The following is a 16,415-nucleotide window of genomic DNA, read 5'->3' as shown; positions in this document are numbered from 1 at the left end:
GACGCAGCAAGAGGGAAACCGAATGTTTGATTTAACAGGTAAGAATGCGCTGATCACCGGTGCTTCGGGCGGTATCGGAGGTGACATCGCACGTGCGTTGCATGGCGCAGGTGCAACGGTTGGATTGTCCGGTACACGCGTTGAACCGCTTCAGGCTCTGGCCGACGAACTGGGCGAACGTGCGCATGTTCTGCCCTGCAACTTAAGTGACCCGGAAGCCGTTGAAGCTTTGCCTAAGCAAGCGGCCGAGGCGATGGGTTCGGTGGACATTCTTGTAAACAACGCCGGAATCACGCGCGACAACCTGTTCATGCGCATGTCCGACGAAGAATGGCAAAGCGTCATTGACGTGAACATGACCTCGACCATGAAACTGTGCAAAGGGGTGATCCGGGGCATGATGAAGGCGCGCTGGGGCCGTATCGTCAATATCTCGTCCGTGGTGGCCGCAATCGGCAACCCGGGGCAGGCGAACTATGCCGCGTCGAAGGCCGGTATGATCGGGTTTTCCAAGGCTTTGGCCCACGAAGTTGCGACACGCGGAATTACTGTGAATTCCGTGGCACCTGGATTTATTACAACTGCAATGACCGAGAAACTGACCGAGGAACAGAAAAAGGGTCTGTTGCTCAAGGTTCCGGCCGGTCGCATGGGCGATCCCGAGGAAATTGCAGCTGCCGTTCTGTATCTTTCCAGCCCCGAAGCGGGCTATGTTACCGGAAGCACCTTGCATGTGAACGGTGGTATGGCCATGTTGTGAGCGCGACAGGGGCGAGTGCGAAAGCGTTTGCCTCTTGCGTCGACTATGCTATAGGCGGCGCATCTATGCGGGGCCGGTCGTTCAGGTCGGCCTTCTATTTCCCGGTTCGCCGGGACCGAAACCGCCCAAAACGGGCAAACCAAAGCCAACCCGTGCGGGCAAGGGCAGAATCGGGCGGACCGCCCTGTAAAGGAATGAGGAACAGACATGAGCGACGTCGCAGATCGCGTTAAGAAGATCGTTGTTGAGCACCTGGGTGTTGAAGAAGATAAAGTCGTGGAAAACGCGTCCTTCATCGACGATCTGGGCGCAGATAGCCTGGACACTGTTGAGCTGGTCATGGCCTTCGAAGAAGAGTTCGGCATCGAGATCCCCGATGACGCAGCCGAGACCATCCAGACCTTTGGCGACGCCGTCAAGTTCATCAGCGAAGCGTCCTAAGCGTTTCTTTCTGATCAAAATCGGCGCTTCCGGGCAACGGGGGCGCCGTTTTTTTATGCCTGCCCGAATTTCGGACTTGCGTGGCTATTGTGGCCTGCGCACTGTTTCCACTGAGGCAAAACTCAAAGTGGACAGGGCATGATAAGATCCACTCCGATGATAAATACCGCGCGTTTGACGCTGTGCGCCATGCGCCCGGAAGACTTCGACCGGTTTGCGGAAATTTGGCGTGACCCTTGTGTCGTCCGGCATATCGGCGGCTCTCCCCGGTCGCGTGGCGAAGCGTGGGATTCGTTCCTGCGTAATGCCGGGCATTGGCAGATGGCCGGTTTTGGCCAGTGGGGCGTGATGCAACAATCGAATCGCAAGCTGATAGGGCAGGCCGGATTCTTCTATAGCAACCGATGCATGGGCGACGATTTCGACGGCTTCCCAGAGGCGGGGTGGGTGCTGGTCCCCGAAGCACAGGGGCAGGGATTGGGATACGAGGCAGCCAAGGCTGCGCATGACTGGTTTGATCGGGTGATTCCCGGACCGTTGGTCGCGATGATAAACGCGACGAACATGTCTTCGCAGAAACTCGCCAAGAAGCTAGGCTATGTTCTGATGCGGGAAGGGGTGTATAATGAAACCCCGGTGCATTTGTTACGACGCAACGGACCGCCAGCTCGCGCATAGATTCGCCACTTAAACAGTATGCCGCAAAATGGCCAAGCTGTGCCGATCCCGGTGATTTCGGGCGGGCGTTCTGGATGTATGCTGCCGGGGATTTTCAGAGCGATTGAGCGGAGGACCAAGCTCATGAGGATTTACCCCACGATGGAACTGCAGAACGGCCGGTGTGTCTCGCTGGACAAGGGTCGTCTGGAAGAAGCGATGATCTGGCACGTGAATCCGGTAGAAACCGCACGGAGCTGGGCAGAGGCGGGTGCCGAATGGATGCACCTGACGGATTTCGACGCGATCGAGGGTAAGGATACCAACGCGCAGCTGGTCGAAGATATCCTTCGCAAGGCCGAGATTCCGGTGCAGTTGGCGGGTGGCATGCGCTCGCGCGAGCAGATTGAGCGCTGGATCGACAAGGGCGCGGGCCGCATCGTGGTTGGCACGCTTGCTGCGCGTGAACCAAACCTGGTCAAGGATCTGGCCAAGCTGCACCCTGACCAGATCGTGCTGTCAGTGGATGTCTGGCAAGGCCTTGTTATGACTGACGGCTGGCGCAGCCAAAGTGCGTTCACGCCCGAAGCCTTTATCGACGCATTCGGCGATACGCCCTTTGCCGCCATCGTGGTAACAGATATCGACAGCGACATCGAAGATGTCGAGGCAAAGCTTGGTCTGATCTCGCGATTGGCAAACCATTCGCGTACTCCGGTGATTGCCAGCGGTGTCGTGCGCACAGCAGACGATATCTCACGGCTGGCATACATCCCCAACATCTCGGGCGCGATTGTCGGGCGTGCGTTGTTCCGCAAGACACTGGACTTGGCCAAAGCACTTGAAACTGCCAAATCGGCCCACGAGCCGGTCGCGCAGTTTCAGTAAGCAACTCCGCCCTTTCGGCTGGACGCGCGAAAGGGCGGTTTTGACAAGCGCCGAATTTCTGGTTTCCTTGGGCATTCGGCGACAGGACGCCGGGACGGAAAGAACCGTTGCTCTTGCCCCCGCACCCCGGGCCGGGGTATGAGCGGTTCTCATAAGAGGAAGCAGGCAAGAGGCACTTCATGCGCAGAGTCGTTGTAACCGGTCTTGGATTGGTCACTCCTTTGGCCAGCGGGGTCGAGGAAACCTGGTCGCGGCTGCTGGACGGAGAGTCCGGTGCAGGCCCAATCACGCATTTCGATGCAGAGGCAAGCGGGGTCGCAACGACCTACGCCTGCGAGGTGCCGCGCGGCGACGGAACCAACGGGACCTTCAATCCCGATGACTGGATGCCGCTGAAGGAGCAGCGCAAGATCGAAGACTTTATCCTGTATTCCATCGCGGCCGCCGAAATGGCCTGTAAGGATGCAGGCTGGCTGCCGGAAGACGAAGAATCGCGCCTGCGTACGGGTGTTCTGATCGGCTCGGGCATTGGTGGTCTGGGATCGATTGCCAATACCGCGAACCTGATCCGCGACAAGGGTCCGCGTCGGGTATCTCCGTTCTTTATTCCGGGCGCACTGATCAACCTGGCCTCGGGTCAGGTATCAATTCGCCATGGGTTCAAAGGGCCGAACCACTCGGTCGTGACCGCATGTTCAACCGGTGCGCACGCAATCGGCGACGCCAGCCGCATCATCCGGGCGGGTGACGCGGATGTCATGGTGGCAGGTGGCGGCGAGGGCTGCATCTGCGAGATCGGTATTGCCGGGTTCAACGCATGTAAGGCGCTGTCGACCAAATACGCAGATAATCCAAAGGCTGCCAGCCGACCCTATGACGTGGACCGTGACGGTTTCGTGATGGGCGAGGGCGCCGGCATCGTGGTTCTGGAAGATTACGAACACGCCAAAGCGCGTGGGGCTAAGATCTACGCCGAGGTTCTGGGCTATGGTATGTCGGGCGACGCCTATCACATCACTGCGCCGTCCGAGGATGGCGACGGGGCCGAACGTTCTATGAGAGCGGCGTTGCGCAGCGCCGGGCTGGAGCCGAAGGACCTGGATTACATCAACGCGCATGGCACCTCGACCATGGCGGACACGATCGAACTGGGTGCTGTCGAGCGCCTGTTGGGCGAGCATGCCGGGAATGCGACGATGAGTTCGACCAAGTCGGCAACCGGTCACTTGCTGGGTGCTGCGGGCGCGATTGAGGCAATATTCTCAATTCTGGCAATCCGCGATCAGGTCGCACCGCCAACAATTAACCTGGATAACCCGGCTGTTGAAACTCCGATTGATCTTGCCCCCAACGCCAAGCGCGAGCGTGAAATCAATGTGGCGCTGTCGAACTCGTTCGGGTTTGGTGGAACCAATGCCAGCGTGATCTTCGGAAAGGTCAATTAAATGTGGCGGGCCATCGCTTCGAATGCGCTGACCATCCTGGTGGTCGGCCTGTTTCTGGTGGGCGGTCTGATCCTGTGGGGACAGTCGCAGTACAAGGCCGAAGGCCCGCTTGAGACCGCGATTTGCCTTCAGGTCAAAAGCGGTTCGAACATGACACGTGTCAGTCGCGATCTGGAAGATCAGGGTGCCATTCGAAGTTCAATTCTGTTTCGAATGGCCGCTGACTATACCGATCAGGCGCAGCGGTTGAAAGCGGGCAGCTTTCTGGTGCGCGAAGGTGCGTCGATGGCGCAGATCATCGAAGAAATCACCAGCAGCGGCGCCAGCACTTGCGGGTCGGAAATCGAATACCGTATCGGTGTGACACGCACCCAAACCCGCGTGCGTGAACTGGATCCTGCAACTTTGGATTTTGTCGAGATTGCTTCATTTGATGCGGCAGAGGAACAAACGCCTGAGGCCTATACCGAGAAACGCAACGAGTCTGATACGCGCTATCGCGTGTCGCTTGCCGAAGGTGTGACCTCGTGGCAGGTGGTTGAAGCTCTGAAATCATTCGAAGCGCTGTCGGGTGATGTGACCGAGATTCCGGCTGAGGGCATGTTGGCCCCGGACAGTTACGATGTTGTGGCCGGACAGGATCGCAATGCGATTTTGCAAGCCATGCAGGACAAGCAACAACTGCGGATCAACGCGGTTTGGGAAAGCCGTCAAGGCGGGTTGCCGCTGGACACTCCTGAAGAGATGCTGATCCTTGCGTCTATCATCGAAAAGGAAACCGGTGTTCCGGAGGAACGCGGCCAGGTCGCCAGTGTGTTCGTGAACCGCCTGAAACAAGGGATGCGGTTGCAAACCGATCCGACCGTCATCTATGGCGTGACAAAGGGGCAGGGCACATTGGGTCGCGGGTTGCGGCGCAGCGAATTGAACCGTCCAACACCGTGGAACACCTATCAGATCGACGGGCTGCCTCCGACGCCGATTGCAAATCCAGGTCTGGCGAGCCTGGAAGCAGCGGTTGCGCCGGATGACACCAACTATGTGTTCTTCGTCGCTGACGGCTCGGGCGGGCATGCGTTTGCAGAAACCCTGCAGGAGCACAATCGCAACGTTGCCAAATGGCGCGAAATTGAAGAACAGCAGAGCTCGGGGAATTAAGCCGGGCGGATTGCTGGTTTTGTTAACAAAATACGCCGACGCCGGTATAAAAACTGGCGTCGGCGTTTTCTTTGGCAGGCTCTTCAGTTCTTAGGCGGCTGAGCGTCTTTTGTTGGGACGGCGCCGTCTGGAGCTGGAAGGTTTCCCATCGCCGTTGGCCGGCTTGGGCTTGAACCCGCGACGGCGGTTGTTTTGACGACGTGCAGGTTGCTGAACCTCGACCCCTTCCGGCATGGTGCCGCTTGTGACAGGGATTTCAATTTTCATCAGCTTCTGGATCTGACGCAACAGGTCGACTTCTTCCGGTGCACAGAACGCGATCGCTTCCCCTTCGCGCCCGGCACGGGCGGTGCGCCCGATACGGTGGACGTAATTGTCGGGCACGTCGGGTAGGTCGAAGTTGATGACATAGGCGACGCCGGGGATGTCGATGCCACGCGCGGCAACGTCGGTGGCCACCAGTATGTTCACCTCACCAGCGCGGAAGGCATTGATGGCCCGGTCACGCTGGCCCTGGCTTTTGTTCCCGTGAATGGACGCCGCGTTAAAGCCGTCGTCCACCAGCCCTTTCATCAGCCGTTCAGCGCCGTGTTTTGTGCGGGTGAAGACCAGTGTCAGCGCATCCGCGTCCTGCGACAGGATTTCGCGCAATTTAGACGGTTTTCCGGGTTTCGAAACAAAGTGAAGGGACTGGGTGATCTTGTCAGCGGCCTTGCCCGGGGGCGAAACCTGCACCCGCTGCGGATTGTTCAGATAGGCACGGCTAAGCTCCTCCATCTGTTTCGGCATTGTGGCCGAGAACAGCATGGTCTGGCGGGGCGTGCCCAGTGCAGGCGCGATGCGACGCAGAGCGTGAATGAAGCCCAGGTCAAGCATCTGATCTGCTTCGTCCAATATCAGATGGCGCACCGAACCAAGGTCAACAGCGCCCCGTTCCATCAGGTCAATCAGGCGGCCCGGGGTGGCGACCAGAATATCGGTGCCACGTGCGAGGAACATCACTTGTTTGTTGATCGACTGGCCACCAACAACTGTAGCGACCCGCAGCTTTGTTCCTTTGGTGAGGGTGCGCAAACTGTCGGCGATCTGGTTCACCAGCTCGCGGGTGGGGGCGAGGATCAGTGATTTGGCTGTTTTGGGATCGGGCTTGCCGGGCTGCGCCAGCAAGTGGTCGATCAGGGGCAGGCCAAAGGCCAGTGTCTTGCCGGTGCCGGTTTGGGCCAGCCCGAGGATGTCATGCCCATTCAGGGCCAGCGGAATGGCCTGGTTCTGAATCGGGGTGGGTTGTGTGAAATTGGCGCGTTTCAACGCGTCGTTCAGTGTCGGCGCGAGGCCGAGCATATCGAAGTCGAACAAAAAATTATCCTTTACGGCCCGCAGGTTAAGCCCCGCGAGCAGGTGATGAATGGCCACGTTCATGTGACCGGCAGGGTTGAGCGAGACCTCGGGATGCGCGAGCGAATCCAGCGCCATCCGGCCATCGCGTAAAGAACCCTGCGTGAAGGGGAACCGGGAGTAATGTGCTGGCGCTGTGGGGCCTGAAGCCCGACGATGCTCACGCGGTGGCGCCGTGATTAAGGGCACATGAGGGTTTCGGGAGGGAATGTCAAGGACTGGTTTGGCCGCGGGCAGGTTGCGCGCAGGACCTTGACGCGCCGAAATCGGGTGATGCGGGCGATTTTGAGCGCGATTTCGGAAAATGTCAGGTTTGTACACGCGTCAAGGTGGGGAGTGTGCAATTTGTACACGCTGAAAGCGGCACGGGGGTAACCCTGTGTTAATCCCTCTGGTCGGTGAGGCGGTCAGGGCTTGGAAGGCTAAAGGGCGGGGCGGCGTTTTGGCCGAGGGTTACCATGGCCGGAAATTCACTGTCCGTTAACCCGCACCGTACGATCCCTGTTGCGCGCCTGTTGCGTAAATCCTTGACTTTACGCGCTTTATCCCGTATTGGATGTGTCATGCTAGAAGAAGTGGGCGAACGGCCTCGGGGCGACCCGGTGGCCGTTTTTTCGTTTCTCTCGTGCGGAGAACACTCACGCATGAGGTCACAGGCAAACATGACTTTGATTACCCCGGAAGAGCGGATTTCCCAGACGGCTGAACTGTTGCAGTCCCTGGAAAGGTCCATTCGCGATCTGCGGCAAGCGGCAGAAGACCTGCGCAAACAGATCGGTGCCGGGGAGGATGCAGATCTTGCTGGTTCAGCCAAGCAACTCGGTCAGCTGGAGGGGTTGATCCGAAGTTGCCAGAAAGTGGAGACAAGCTTTGTCGAACAACATTACAGACAAGCCGGAATTGCCCAAGGGGGCTATGCGCTCGACCTTGAGCGGGCCCGATTTGAGATCGGGTGCAGGCTGGCTCGCCTCCGCCAATGCTGCGGTGCGGGAGAGATTTCTGAGTGAGATCGGGGAGGGGGGGCTGTGTGCCCTCCCTTTCCTGTTTGAATTCTGGGCGCTGCCGCATCAATTGCCGCCCGAGGGCGAATGGCGGTCCTGGGTGATCATGGGCGGGCGCGGGGCGGGCAAAACGCGGGCCGGGGCCGAATGGGTTAGATCGATTGTCGAGGGGCCGAAACCGCTGGACAAGGGCGAGGCGTGCCGCGTGGCGCTGGTGGGTGAAACATTCGATCAGGTGCGCGATGTGATGATCTTTGGCGACAGCGGGATATTGCAATGCTCGCCCCCGGATAGGCGGCCCACGTGGAAGGCATCCGAGCGCAAGCTGATCTGGCCCAACGGGGCCGAGGCGCAGGCGTTTTCAGCACATGATCCCGAAGGGTTGCGCGGGCCGCAATTTGATGCGGCCTGGGTGGATGAGCTGGCCAAGTGGAAGAAGGCGGGTGAGACCTGGGACATGCTGCAATTTGCGCTGCGCTTGGGCGAGCGGCCTCGGGTTTGCGTGACCACAACGCCGCGCAATGTGAAGGTTTTGAAGGAGTTGCTGGCGTCGCCATCCACCGTGCAGACCCATGCGCCGACCGAAGCGAACCGGGCCAATCTGGCGGCGTCGTTTCTGGAAGAAGTGCGCGCGCGCTATGCGGGTACGCGGCTGGGGCGGCAGGAGCTGGACGGAGTGCTGCTGTCGGATGCGGAAGGCGCGCTGTGGACGGGTTCGATGCTGGAGGCGGCGCGCTGTGCGCAGGTGCCCGAATTGGATCGCATCGTGGTGGCGCTGGACCCGGCGGTGACGTCTGGGTCAGGCGCGGATGCCTGCGGGATCGTGGTGGTTGGGGCGCAAGTGCAAGGCCCGCCTGAGGCGTGGCGGGCGTTCGTGCTGGCTGACCGAACGGTGCAGGGCGTTGGCCCGGCAGGCTGGGCGCAGGCGGCGATTGACGCCATGGATGAATTTGGCGCCGAACGGCTGGTGGCCGAGGTCAATCAGGGCGGGCAACTGGTTGAAGAGGTGGTGCGGCAGGTGGACCCTCTGGTGCCTTATCGGGCGGTACGCGCGTCGCGCGGCAAGGTCGCGCGGGCCGAGCCTGTGGCAGCGCTGTACGAACAGGGGCGGGTGCGCCATGTGGCCGGGTTGGACGCGTTGGAGGAGCAGATGTGCCAGATGACCGCGCGCGGGTTTGAAGGGCAGGGCTCGCCCGACCGCGTCGATGCGCTGGTTTGGGCGCTGCATGAGCTGGTTGTGGGGCCTGCGGGGGTGTATCGTCTGCCTAGGGTGCGGGCGTTGTGAGCCTTACGATGGCGAAGGAATGACGACAACAAAGCTTTAACCAAGCTTTGCTATCAACTGTTTGCGGCTGGTTTCTGGAGATTTGGCAGTGTATAGGCCAAGCTATGCAAAAGGTCACAGTAACCAATACTAACAGATTTGATTTAAAAGATATTCTTGACCCCGACGAAAAGTTACTTTGGTCAGGTGGACCGGGTTACGGAACCAAGTACTTTCAAGTTGTAGGTGACGAGCGTAAGCTCCATTTCTTTAACTTAATTGCTTGTGTTGTCATGTGGGCGACGCTGCCTTTCATCAATGCCGACGCCCAGTTTGGTCCCGGTGATGCGCTTTGGATTTATGGGGCCACGACAATCGCCTTTTTCTTGTTTTCAACAGGCATGGCGAGCCAACGTCAGTATGTGCTGAACAACCTAGCCTACTTTGTCACAGATAGGCGCGTGATTGTTTGTAGGCGCGGTAGAAATTGGAGACTTGGTGTACGGCTCTATGTCATATCGTGTGAGCATTCAGCAACGTTTCCGTACTCTGTTGTCGATACGTGCCCTTACCCGTCACTTGAGGTTGGTATTCTTCTTTCCGAACAGCAAGTACAGCCATTCGGACTCGGGCTTTCTCACCCAGGTCATCCAATTCTCTTTGGCAGGACGCATTATCCCATTTTGCTAGACTATATTCCGGATGCCGAGCATCTAGTTGCGACTATTCGGTCGTGTTGCCTTGACAGGTAGGACCATGGACTTCATCGGAAAAGTACTGAAGTTCCCATCTGCAGCTGAGTTGCCTGTTCTGAAGCAAGGGTTATTTGTCAGACTGATCTTCGTTGCAATCTTGCTGTTTGCGTCGATTTCAGAAAAACGATCGTTCCTCTACTACGTACTAGCCCTCCCTTGGATATACTTGATACTGATGTTCAGCGTGATCGAAAGCAGGTTTGCGAACCGAAACGATCCGCGTGATTGACCCGTTGCCCACCCCCCGTTGCCCACCCCCCGTACGCCCCATTCCCAAGGCTTAAACGTCTTTCCGTCATAACTCCTTTCAACAAGCCGGGCAGAGCGGCGGCAGAAAGGAGCACAGATGGTATTCGATTTCTTGCGTCGTGGATCGGCTGGGAAAGCGCCCGAGGCGAAGGCGAGCGCGACGGGGCCTGTTGTGGCGTGGCAGACTGGCGGGCGCGTGGCGTGGAGCCCGCGGGACACGGTGTCGCTGACGCGGACGGGGTTTTCGGGCAATCCGGTGGGGTTTCGGTCGGTCAAGCTGATTGCTGAATCGGCGGCGGCTCTGCCCTTGATATTGCAGGGTCAGGGGCAGCGTTTCGATGCGCATCCGATCCTGGCCCTGTTGCGGCGCCCGAATGCGGCGCAGGGGCGGGCAGAGATGCTGGAGGCCCTGTTCGGGCAGTTGCTGCTGTCGGGCAATGCTTATGTCGAGGCGGTGCAGGCCGAGGACGGGCTGCCGGTTGAGCTGCACGTTTTGCGCTCGGACCGGATGAGCGTGGTGCCGGGGGCGGATGGGTGGCCCAAGGCCTATGATTACAGCGTCGGTGGCAAGACGCACCGGTTCTCGGCCGAGGCCATCTGCCATATCAAGGCGTTCCACCCGCAGGATGATCATTACGGGTTCTCGCCGATGCAGGCGGCGGCGACGGCGATTGATGTGCATAACAGCGCCTCGCGGTGGTCGAAATCGCTGCTGGACAATGCCGCGCGGCCCTCGGGGGCGCTGGTGTGGAAGGGCGGTGATGGCCACGGAATGATGGCCGAAGAACAGTTCCGCCGTCTGTCCGACGAGATCGAGCAGAATTATCGCGGGGCGCGCAATGCCGGCCGTCCGATGGTTCTGGAGGGGGGGCTGGATTGGAAGCCGATGGGCTTTTCCCCCTCGGACATGGAGTTTCAGAAGACCAAGGAAGCCGCCGCCCGCGAGATCGCGCTGGCCTTTGGGGTCCCGCCGATGCTGCTGGGGATACAGGGCGACGCGACCTATTCGAACTATCAGGAGGCCAACCGGGCGTTTTACCGCCTGACAGTGCTGCCCCTGGTGACGCGGGTGGCGGCGGCGGTGTCGGAGTGGCTGACGGGCTTTACCGGCGAGGATCTGATGCTGAAGCCCGATCTGGATCAAGTAACAGCCCTGTCTGCCGAGCGGGATGCGCAATGGGCGCGGGTCAACCGGGCGGAATTCCTGAGCGATGTGGAAAAACGCAGGTTGCTGGGGCTGCCGGAGCGTGCAGATGGCTGAGGGGTATCCTCCGTTCGAATGCGCGCCGGGGTTGCGTCTGGCCGCGCATGAGCGGGTGGCCGAGATCCAGCACGCGCATCTGTGCAGGCGGCTGGATCAGATCGAAGAGATGATGGAGCGGCTGGAGAAACGGCTGTGGCTGACTGTCTATGGTGTGGCCGCAGTGATCCTGGCGCAGGCGTTTCAGTCATTCCTGGTGGTAACGCCATAAGTTCAGTGGGTTACATGGAGAAGTTCATGGATATGGAGCATAAGTTCGCAGGGTTCGGTGACATCCTGTCGGTGACCGAGGATGCAATGATCGAAGGCTATGCCAGCCTGTTCGGGCAAGTCGATCATGGCAGTGACATGGTGCAGCGCGGGGCCTATCGCGCCTCGCTTGAGGGGCTCGCCAAGGCGGGTCAGCGGGTCAAGATGCTGTGGCAGCACGACCCGGCGCAACCCATAGGCGTCTGGGACGAGGTACGCGAGGACGACAAGGGCCTGTGGGTCAAGGGACGTCTGCTGGAAAGCACCCAGAAAGGCCGGGAAGCGGCCGAGCTGATCCGCGCGGGTGCGATGGATGGCCTGTCGATCGGCTATCGCACCAAACGGGCCGTGAAGAATGACAAGGGCCAGCGGGTCCTGACGGAACTGGAGCTGTGGGAGGTGTCGCTGGTGACCTTCCCGATGCTGCCCAGTGCGCGGGTGGCGGCAAAGGGGAGCGACCCCGATGCCGAGAATACCTGGCGCAGTATTGCCGAGGTGTTCAACGACGCCCGGCAGGAGCTGGCGCGGACCTAGCGCGCCTCAAACCCACCCAAAAACAGGACATGCTGATGAGCAAGACCGAGATCCCGGCCTTGACCGGAGAGGGTGCGCCCCTGGTTCAGGAGGTGAAGCAGGCGATGGCTGGCTTCGTGAATGAATTCAAGGGCCTGAAGGCTGAAGTTAAAACAAAACTGCAACAGACAGAAGAGCGACTGACCATGCTGGATCGTAAAACAACCATCGCGGCGCGCCCGCATCTTGCGGCCTCGACCCTGGACGGTGCACCGCACCAGAAGGCGTTCGACGCCTATGTACGCTCGGGCGAGGATGACGGGCTGCGCGGGCTGGAGATGGAGAGCAAATCGCTGTCCACCGCCGTCAACAGCGATGGCGGGTATCTGGTCGATCCGCAGACCGCCGAGACGATCAAGTCGGTTCTGAACGCAACCGCGTCGATCCGCTCGATTGCGTCGGTGGTGAATGTCGAGGCGAATTCGTTCGATGTGCTGATCGACCATACCGATGTCGGTGCCGGCTGGGCCGATGAGAATTCGTCCACTTCCGAAACCGGAACCCCGTCGATCGACCGCATCTCGATCCCACTGCACGAGTTGAGCGCGCTGCCCAAAGCCTCGCAACGTTTGCTGGATGACAGCGCGTTCGATGTCGAGGGCTGGTTGGCCGGTCGGATTGCCGACAAGTTCGCCCGTGCCGAGGCGGCGGCCTTTATCGCGGGTGACGGTGTGGACAAACCCAAAGGTCTGATGATCCACCGCGCGGTATCCGACGACACCTGGTCCTGGGGCAGCCTGGGGTATGTTGCCACCGGCATCGATGGCGGTATCGACGCGGATGCGATTGTCGATGTGGTTTATGCGCTGGGCGCGCAATACCGGGTCAATGGCACATTCGTCATGAACTCGAAAACGGCGGGTGTGATCCGCAAGCTGAAGGACAGCGATGGCCGCTTCCTGTGGTCGGACGGTCTGGCCGCTGGTGAGCCCGCGCGCCTGATGGGCTATCCGGTACTGATTGCCGAGGACATGCCGGATGCCGCCTCGGACAGCTTCTCGATTGCGTTTGGCGACTTTAAATCCGGTTACACCATCGCTGAACGCCCCGATCTGCGCGTGCTGCGCGATCCGTTCAGCGCCAAGCCGCATGTCCTGTTCTACGCGACCAAGCGCGTGGGCGGTGATGTGAGCGACTTTGCAGCCATCAAGCTGGTGAAATTCGGCATCGCCTAGGCGGTGGCGAATCCGGGGGGCCATCAGCCCCTCGGGCGGCGGGCACGGGCCGGGGTGAGATCCCCCGCGTTGTCTAGCTGCTCCCCTCCGTCCGAGCAACGTGGGGCGGCGCGTGCCCGTCATTTTCCTGACTGAGGCCCCCGGTGGGGTCCGAGATTGCGGAGTGAATGGATGATGTTGATCGAAGAAACCGCCATCGCGGATGCGGCGCTGCCGGTGGATCAGTTCAAGGCGCATCTGCGGCTAGGCAGGGGCTTTGCCGAGGATGACGTTCAGAACGAGGTGCTGAAGGGGTTCCTGCGGGCGGCCATGGCCGCGATTGAGGCGCGCACCGGCAAGGTTCTGATCGAGCGCGACTTTTCATGGAGCCTTAGCGGTTGGCGCGATCCGTCGGGCGAGGTTTTGCCGGTTGCTCCGGTGACATCGGTGCTGGCCGTGACGCTGACCGATGCGGCAGGTTCTGAAACCGTTGCGGATGCGGCGGTGTATCGGCTGGAACGCGATGGCCAGCGCCCGCGGTTGCGTCCGGTCGGGTCGGTCCTGCCTGCGATTGCAACGGGGGGCGCGGTGAAGATCGCCTTCACGGCCGGGATGGCCACGGACTGGGCCGGTTTGCCTGCCGATCTGGGCCAGGCAGTACTGTTACTGGCGGCGCATTATTACGAATACCGGGACGAGACCGCGCTGGGTGCGGGGTGTATGCCGTTTGGCGTCACCAGCCTGATCCAGCGCTATCGGATGGTGCGCTTTGGTGCGGGGTTGGTGCAATGAACACGCCGCGTCTGAACCGCAAGCTGGTGCTTGAGGCCCCGATGCGCAGCGCTGACGGGTCCGGGGGATATACCGAGGCTTGGGCCGCGCTGGGAACGCTGTGGGCCGAGGTCACGGCGCGCAGTGGTGCGGAACGGCAGATCGCTGGCGTTTCCGTCTCGCGCGTGGGGTATCGCATCGTGGTGCGGGGCGCCCCCGAAGGGTCGACCATGCGCCCGGCGCCGGATCAGCGGTTTCGCGAGGGCAATCGCCGTTTCGTCATCCGCGCCGTGGCAGAGCGTGACGCGCGCGGCCAGTACCTGATCTGTTTCGCGGATGAAGAGGTGGCGGCATGAGCTATGGCGTATCAGCCGCCCTGCAGGCGGCGGTGTTTCAGCACCTGACCGCGGATGCGGATGTCAGCGGCCAGTCCGGCGGCGCGATCTATGACGCGGTGCCCACGGGAACGGTTCCGCAGACCTATGTGACATTGGGCCCGGAAGAGGTCCGCGACGCCTCGGACCGGTCGAGCGCGGGTGCGATCCACCGCTTTACGGTTTCGGTGGTGTCCGAAGCCGCCGGGTTTGGCGCGGCAAAGACGCTGGCCGGGGCGGTGTGTGACGCGCTGGACAATGCGCCGCTGGTTCTGAGCCGCGGGCATCTGGTCGGGCTGTGGTTCGAGCGCGCCTCGGCCCGGCGAACCGGGACAGGCGGCAGCATCCGCCAGATCGACCTGAGATTCCGCGCCCGCGTGGAAGACGACTAAGCAATCAACGGAGAGAGCACATGGCTGCCCAGAACGGAAAAGACCTTTTGGTCAAAGTGGATATGAACGGCACGGGCCTGTTCCAGACCATTGCGGGCCTGCGGGCCACGCGGATCAGTTTCAACGCCGAAAGCGTGGACGTCACCAGTCTGGAAAGTCAGGGGGGCTGGCGCGAGCTGTTGTCGGGGGCGGGGGTCAAATCGGCCTCGATCTCGGGTTCGGGCGTGTTCAAGGATGCTGGTACGGACGAACGTGCGCGGCAGCTGTTTTTTGACGGCGAGACCCCGGCGTTTCAGGTGATTATCCCCGATTTCGGCATTGTCGAGGGGGCGTTTCAGGTGACGGGCATCGAGTATGCGGGCTCACACAACGGTGAGGCGACCTATGAGATGAGCATGGCAAGCGCCGGTGCGCTGAGCTTTACGGCGCTGTAATCGCATGGCCAATCCGTGGACGGGCGAGGTGGCACTGACCATCGATGGAGAGCGGCGGGTGCTCAAGCTGACGCTGGGCGCTTTGGCGGAACTGGAGCAGGAGCTGAACACCGGATCCCTGGTCGAGCTGGTGCAGCGGTTTGAGGGTGGCGCGTATTCCAGCGGTGACGTGCTGGCGCTGATCGTTGCCGGATTGCGGGGCGGAGGCCGGAATGCCACCCGCGCCGACCTGTTTCATGCCGAGATCGAGGGCGGCCCCATGGCTGCGGCCAAAGCGGCGGCCGAACTGCTGGCCCGCGCCTTCATGGTGCCGGAAACGACATGAGCGGGTTTGACTGGCCCGTCCTGATGCGGGCCGGGTTTCTGGGGCTGCGGCTGACGCCGGACCAGTTCTGGCGTCTGACCCCGGCAGAACTGCGACTGATGCTGGGGCAGGGTGCCGAGATGCCCGCGATGAACCGGGCAGGCCTTGACGCGCTGCTGGCCGCCTTCCCGGACAAGCAACAAGGAGAGCGTGATGACGGATCGTGACGGGTTTGACGACTTGCAGGAACGGGGCGCGGCGCTGGGCGATGCCCTGGGTGATGCTGCGACGATGGCCGCGGCGTTTGACAGCCAGATGAAGCGGATCAGTGCCGCGTTCGTGGAAACCGGCAAGGATGTCGCCACGTTGGAGCGGGGCATGTCCAGCGGTTTGCGCAAGGCGTTCGATGGTGTGGTTCTGGACGGGATGAGCCTGTCGGGCGCGCTGGATGTGCTGAAGAACTCGCTGATCCAAACGGCTTATGCCGCCGCGATCAAGCCGGTGACGGATCATTTCGGTGGGTTGCTCGCAAACTCGGTCGGCGGGTTGGTGCAGGGTCTTCTGCCCTTTGCCGATGGCGGCAGTTTCAGCCAGGGCCGGGTGATGCCCTTTGCCAATGGCGGCGTGGTCAGCAGCCCGACGATGTTTCCAATGCGGGGCGGCACCGGGCTGATGGGCGAGGCCGGCCCCGAGGCGATCATGCCGCTGGCGCGCGGCGCGGACGGCAAGCTGGGCGTGCGCACGCAGGGCGGCGGGCGTTCGGTGAATGTGGTGATGAACATCACGACCCCGGATGTGCAGGGGTTCCGCCGCTCGCAGGGACAGATTGCAGCACAGATGAGCCGTGCGTTGGGGCGCGGCAATCGCAACAGGTAAATCAGGGAGCAGGT

Annotated in this window: 21 protein-coding genes; 20 read left to right on the top strand and 1 reads right to left on the bottom strand. The window is 60.9% G+C overall.

Annotated elements, in window-relative coordinates; genetic code table 11:
• Positions 1-22 precede the first annotated feature (22 nt).
• The 6 genes from fabG (at position 23) to mltG (ending at position 5,349) form a co-directional block, all read left to right on the top strand.
• On the top strand, positions 23-760 hold the full coding sequence (gene fabG / locus ACR3FC_RS03275) for a 3-oxoacyl-[acyl-carrier-protein] reductase (protein ID WP_480473386.1): 738 nt from the start codon (positions 23-25) through the stop codon (positions 758-760).
• A 207-nt stretch (positions 761-967) separates the two neighbouring features.
• Positions 968-1,201, top strand: coding sequence for an acyl carrier protein (locus ACR3FC_RS03270; RefSeq protein WP_050602116.1), 234 nt, complete (start codon positions 968-970; stop codon positions 1,199-1,201).
• A gap of 138 nt (positions 1,202-1,339) precedes the next feature.
• Entirely contained in the window at positions 1,340-1,879 is a 540-nt protein-coding gene (locus ACR3FC_RS03265) for a GNAT family N-acetyltransferase (protein WP_480473385.1), read from the top strand.
• A gap of 123 nt (positions 1,880-2,002) precedes the next feature.
• Positions 2,003-2,746, top strand: coding sequence for a 1-(5-phosphoribosyl)-5-[(5-phosphoribosylamino)methylideneamino]imidazole-4-carboxamide isomerase (locus tag ACR3FC_RS03260; protein WP_480473384.1), 744 nt, complete (start codon positions 2,003-2,005; stop codon positions 2,744-2,746).
• 179 nt (positions 2,747-2,925) lie between these two features.
• The gene (fabF, locus tag ACR3FC_RS03255; RefSeq protein ID WP_480473383.1) at positions 2,926-4,191 is read left to right on the top strand and encodes a beta-ketoacyl-ACP synthase II; all 1,266 of its coding nucleotides are present in this window, start codon (positions 2,926-2,928) and stop codon (positions 4,189-4,191) included.
• Positions 4,192-5,349: an endolytic transglycosylase MltG gene (mltG, locus tag ACR3FC_RS03250; RefSeq protein WP_480473382.1), complete on the top strand. Its 1,158-nt coding sequence runs from the start codon at positions 4,192-4,194 to the stop codon at positions 5,347-5,349.
• 90 nt (positions 5,350-5,439) lie between these two features.
• Here the strand turns inward: mltG and ACR3FC_RS03245 are convergent, their stop codons facing one another.
• On the bottom strand, positions 5,440-6,705 hold the full coding sequence (locus ACR3FC_RS03245; protein ID WP_480476779.1) for a DEAD/DEAH box helicase: 1,266 nt from the start codon (positions 6,703-6,705) through the stop codon (positions 5,440-5,442).
• A gap of 701 nt (positions 6,706-7,406) precedes the next feature.
• On the opposite strand from ACR3FC_RS03245, the gene ACR3FC_RS03240 reads away from it, so the two are divergent.
• The 14 genes from ACR3FC_RS03240 to ACR3FC_RS03175 all read left to right on the top strand — a co-directional run bounded on the left by ACR3FC_RS03240 (position 7,407) and on the right by ACR3FC_RS03175 (position 16,401).
• Positions 7,407-7,751, top strand: a complete 345-nt coding sequence (locus ACR3FC_RS03240) for a hypothetical protein (RefSeq protein ID WP_480473381.1) — start codon at positions 7,407-7,409, stop codon at positions 7,749-7,751.
• Positions 7,660-9,030 carry a DNA-packaging protein gene (locus tag ACR3FC_RS03235; RefSeq protein WP_480473380.1) on the top strand — a complete coding sequence of 457 codons (1,371 nt, stop codon included), beginning with the start codon at positions 7,660-7,662 and terminating at the stop codon, positions 9,028-9,030. Before ACR3FC_RS03240 ends, ACR3FC_RS03235 begins: the two co-directional genes overlap by 92 nt.
• A gap of 104 nt (positions 9,031-9,134) precedes the next feature.
• On the top strand, positions 9,135-9,761 hold the full coding sequence (locus ACR3FC_RS03230; protein ID WP_480473379.1) for a hypothetical protein: 627 nt from the start codon (positions 9,135-9,137) through the stop codon (positions 9,759-9,761).
• 349 nt (positions 9,762-10,110) lie between these two features.
• Positions 10,111-11,274 (top strand): phage portal protein, encoded by a 1,164-nt coding sequence (locus ACR3FC_RS03225; RefSeq protein ID WP_480473378.1) that lies wholly within the window; start codon positions 10,111-10,113, stop codon positions 11,272-11,274.
• Positions 11,267-11,485 (top strand): GTA head formation protein, RCAP_rcc01685 family, encoded by a 219-nt coding sequence (locus ACR3FC_RS03220; RefSeq protein WP_267365006.1) that lies wholly within the window; start codon positions 11,267-11,269, stop codon positions 11,483-11,485. Before ACR3FC_RS03225 ends, ACR3FC_RS03220 begins: the two co-directional genes overlap by 8 nt.
• A 14-nt stretch (positions 11,486-11,499) precedes the next feature.
• Complete coding sequence (locus tag ACR3FC_RS03215) at positions 11,500-12,057, top strand: HK97 family phage prohead protease (protein WP_480473377.1); 558 nt, start codon at positions 11,500-11,502, stop codon at positions 12,055-12,057.
• A gap of 35 nt (positions 12,058-12,092) precedes the next feature.
• Positions 12,093-13,271, top strand: a complete 1,179-nt coding sequence (locus ACR3FC_RS03210) for a phage major capsid protein (RefSeq protein ID WP_480473376.1) — start codon at positions 12,093-12,095, stop codon at positions 13,269-13,271.
• A 171-nt stretch (positions 13,272-13,442) separates the two neighbouring features.
• Positions 13,443-14,042: a head-tail connector protein gene (locus tag ACR3FC_RS03205; RefSeq protein ID WP_480473375.1), complete on the top strand. Its 600-nt coding sequence runs from the start codon at positions 13,443-13,445 to the stop codon at positions 14,040-14,042.
• Positions 14,039-14,377, top strand: a complete 339-nt coding sequence (locus ACR3FC_RS03200) for a phage head closure protein (RefSeq protein WP_480473374.1) — start codon at positions 14,039-14,041, stop codon at positions 14,375-14,377. The genes ACR3FC_RS03205 and ACR3FC_RS03200 overlap by 4 nt, the downstream gene beginning before the upstream one ends.
• Positions 14,374-14,787: a DUF3168 domain-containing protein gene (locus ACR3FC_RS03195; RefSeq protein ID WP_480473373.1), complete on the top strand. Its 414-nt coding sequence runs from the start codon at positions 14,374-14,376 to the stop codon at positions 14,785-14,787. Before ACR3FC_RS03200 ends, ACR3FC_RS03195 begins: the two co-directional genes overlap by 4 nt.
• Before the next feature lie 20 nt (positions 14,788-14,807).
• Entirely contained in the window at positions 14,808-15,221 is a 414-nt protein-coding gene (locus ACR3FC_RS03190; protein ID WP_267364994.1) for a phage major tail protein, TP901-1 family, read from the top strand.
• A 4-nt stretch (positions 15,222-15,225) separates the two neighbouring features.
• Complete coding sequence (locus ACR3FC_RS03185) at positions 15,226-15,546, top strand: gene transfer agent family protein (protein WP_480473372.1); 321 nt, start codon at positions 15,226-15,228, stop codon at positions 15,544-15,546.
• A complete protein-coding gene (locus ACR3FC_RS03180) occupies positions 15,543-15,752 on the top strand; it encodes a rcc01693 family protein (protein ID WP_480473371.1) in 210 nt (69 codons plus the stop codon). Before ACR3FC_RS03185 ends, ACR3FC_RS03180 begins: the two co-directional genes overlap by 4 nt.
• A complete protein-coding gene (locus ACR3FC_RS03175) occupies positions 15,739-16,401 on the top strand; it encodes a phage tail tape measure protein (protein ID WP_480473370.1) in 663 nt (220 codons plus the stop codon). The genes ACR3FC_RS03180 and ACR3FC_RS03175 overlap by 14 nt, the downstream gene beginning before the upstream one ends.
• Positions 16,402-16,415 lie beyond the last annotated feature (14 nt).

The sequence above is a fragment of the Ruegeria sp. AF3 genome, from assembly GCF_056536285.1.
This window is presented reverse-complemented; position numbering and strand designations above follow the sequence as displayed.

Excerpts from the sequence above, each read along its gene's own strand:
- fabG (WP_480473386.1), top strand. The coding sequence starts at position 23 with ATGTTTGATTTAACAGGTAAGAATGCGCTGATCACCGGTGCTTCGGGC.
- ACR3FC_RS03270 (WP_050602116.1), top strand. The coding sequence starts at position 968 with ATGAGCGACGTCGCAGATCGCGTTAAGAAGATCGTTGTTGAGCACCTG.
- ACR3FC_RS03265 (WP_480473385.1), top strand. The coding sequence starts at position 1,340 with ATGATAAGATCCACTCCGATGATAAATACCGCGCGTTTGACGCTGTGC.
- ACR3FC_RS03260 (WP_480473384.1), top strand. The coding sequence starts at position 2,003 with ATGAGGATTTACCCCACGATGGAACTGCAGAACGGCCGGTGTGTCTCG.
- fabF (WP_480473383.1), top strand. The coding sequence starts at position 2,926 with ATGCGCAGAGTCGTTGTAACCGGTCTTGGATTGGTCACTCCTTTGGCC.
- mltG (WP_480473382.1), top strand. The coding sequence starts at position 4,192 with ATGTGGCGGGCCATCGCTTCGAATGCGCTGACCATCCTGGTGGTCGGC.
- ACR3FC_RS03240 (WP_480473381.1), top strand. The coding sequence starts at position 7,407 with ATGACTTTGATTACCCCGGAAGAGCGGATTTCCCAGACGGCTGAACTG.
- ACR3FC_RS03235 (WP_480473380.1), top strand. The coding sequence starts at position 7,660 with ATGCGCTCGACCTTGAGCGGGCCCGATTTGAGATCGGGTGCAGGCTGG.
- ACR3FC_RS03230 (WP_480473379.1), top strand. The coding sequence starts at position 9,135 with ATGCAAAAGGTCACAGTAACCAATACTAACAGATTTGATTTAAAAGAT.
- ACR3FC_RS03225 (WP_480473378.1), top strand. The coding sequence starts at position 10,111 with ATGGTATTCGATTTCTTGCGTCGTGGATCGGCTGGGAAAGCGCCCGAG.
- ACR3FC_RS03220 (WP_267365006.1), top strand. The coding sequence starts at position 11,267 with ATGGCTGAGGGGTATCCTCCGTTCGAATGCGCGCCGGGGTTGCGTCTG.
- ACR3FC_RS03215 (WP_480473377.1), top strand. The coding sequence starts at position 11,500 with ATGGAGAAGTTCATGGATATGGAGCATAAGTTCGCAGGGTTCGGTGAC.
- ACR3FC_RS03210 (WP_480473376.1), top strand. The coding sequence starts at position 12,093 with ATGAGCAAGACCGAGATCCCGGCCTTGACCGGAGAGGGTGCGCCCCTG.
- ACR3FC_RS03205 (WP_480473375.1), top strand. The coding sequence starts at position 13,443 with ATGATGTTGATCGAAGAAACCGCCATCGCGGATGCGGCGCTGCCGGTG.
- ACR3FC_RS03200 (WP_480473374.1), top strand. The coding sequence starts at position 14,039 with ATGAACACGCCGCGTCTGAACCGCAAGCTGGTGCTTGAGGCCCCGATG.
- ACR3FC_RS03195 (WP_480473373.1), top strand. The coding sequence starts at position 14,374 with ATGAGCTATGGCGTATCAGCCGCCCTGCAGGCGGCGGTGTTTCAGCAC.
- ACR3FC_RS03190 (WP_267364994.1), top strand. The coding sequence starts at position 14,808 with ATGGCTGCCCAGAACGGAAAAGACCTTTTGGTCAAAGTGGATATGAAC.
- ACR3FC_RS03185 (WP_480473372.1), top strand. The coding sequence starts at position 15,226 with ATGGCCAATCCGTGGACGGGCGAGGTGGCACTGACCATCGATGGAGAG.
- ACR3FC_RS03180 (WP_480473371.1), top strand. The coding sequence starts at position 15,543 with ATGAGCGGGTTTGACTGGCCCGTCCTGATGCGGGCCGGGTTTCTGGGG.
- ACR3FC_RS03175 (WP_480473370.1), top strand. The coding sequence starts at position 15,739 with ATGACGGATCGTGACGGGTTTGACGACTTGCAGGAACGGGGCGCGGCG.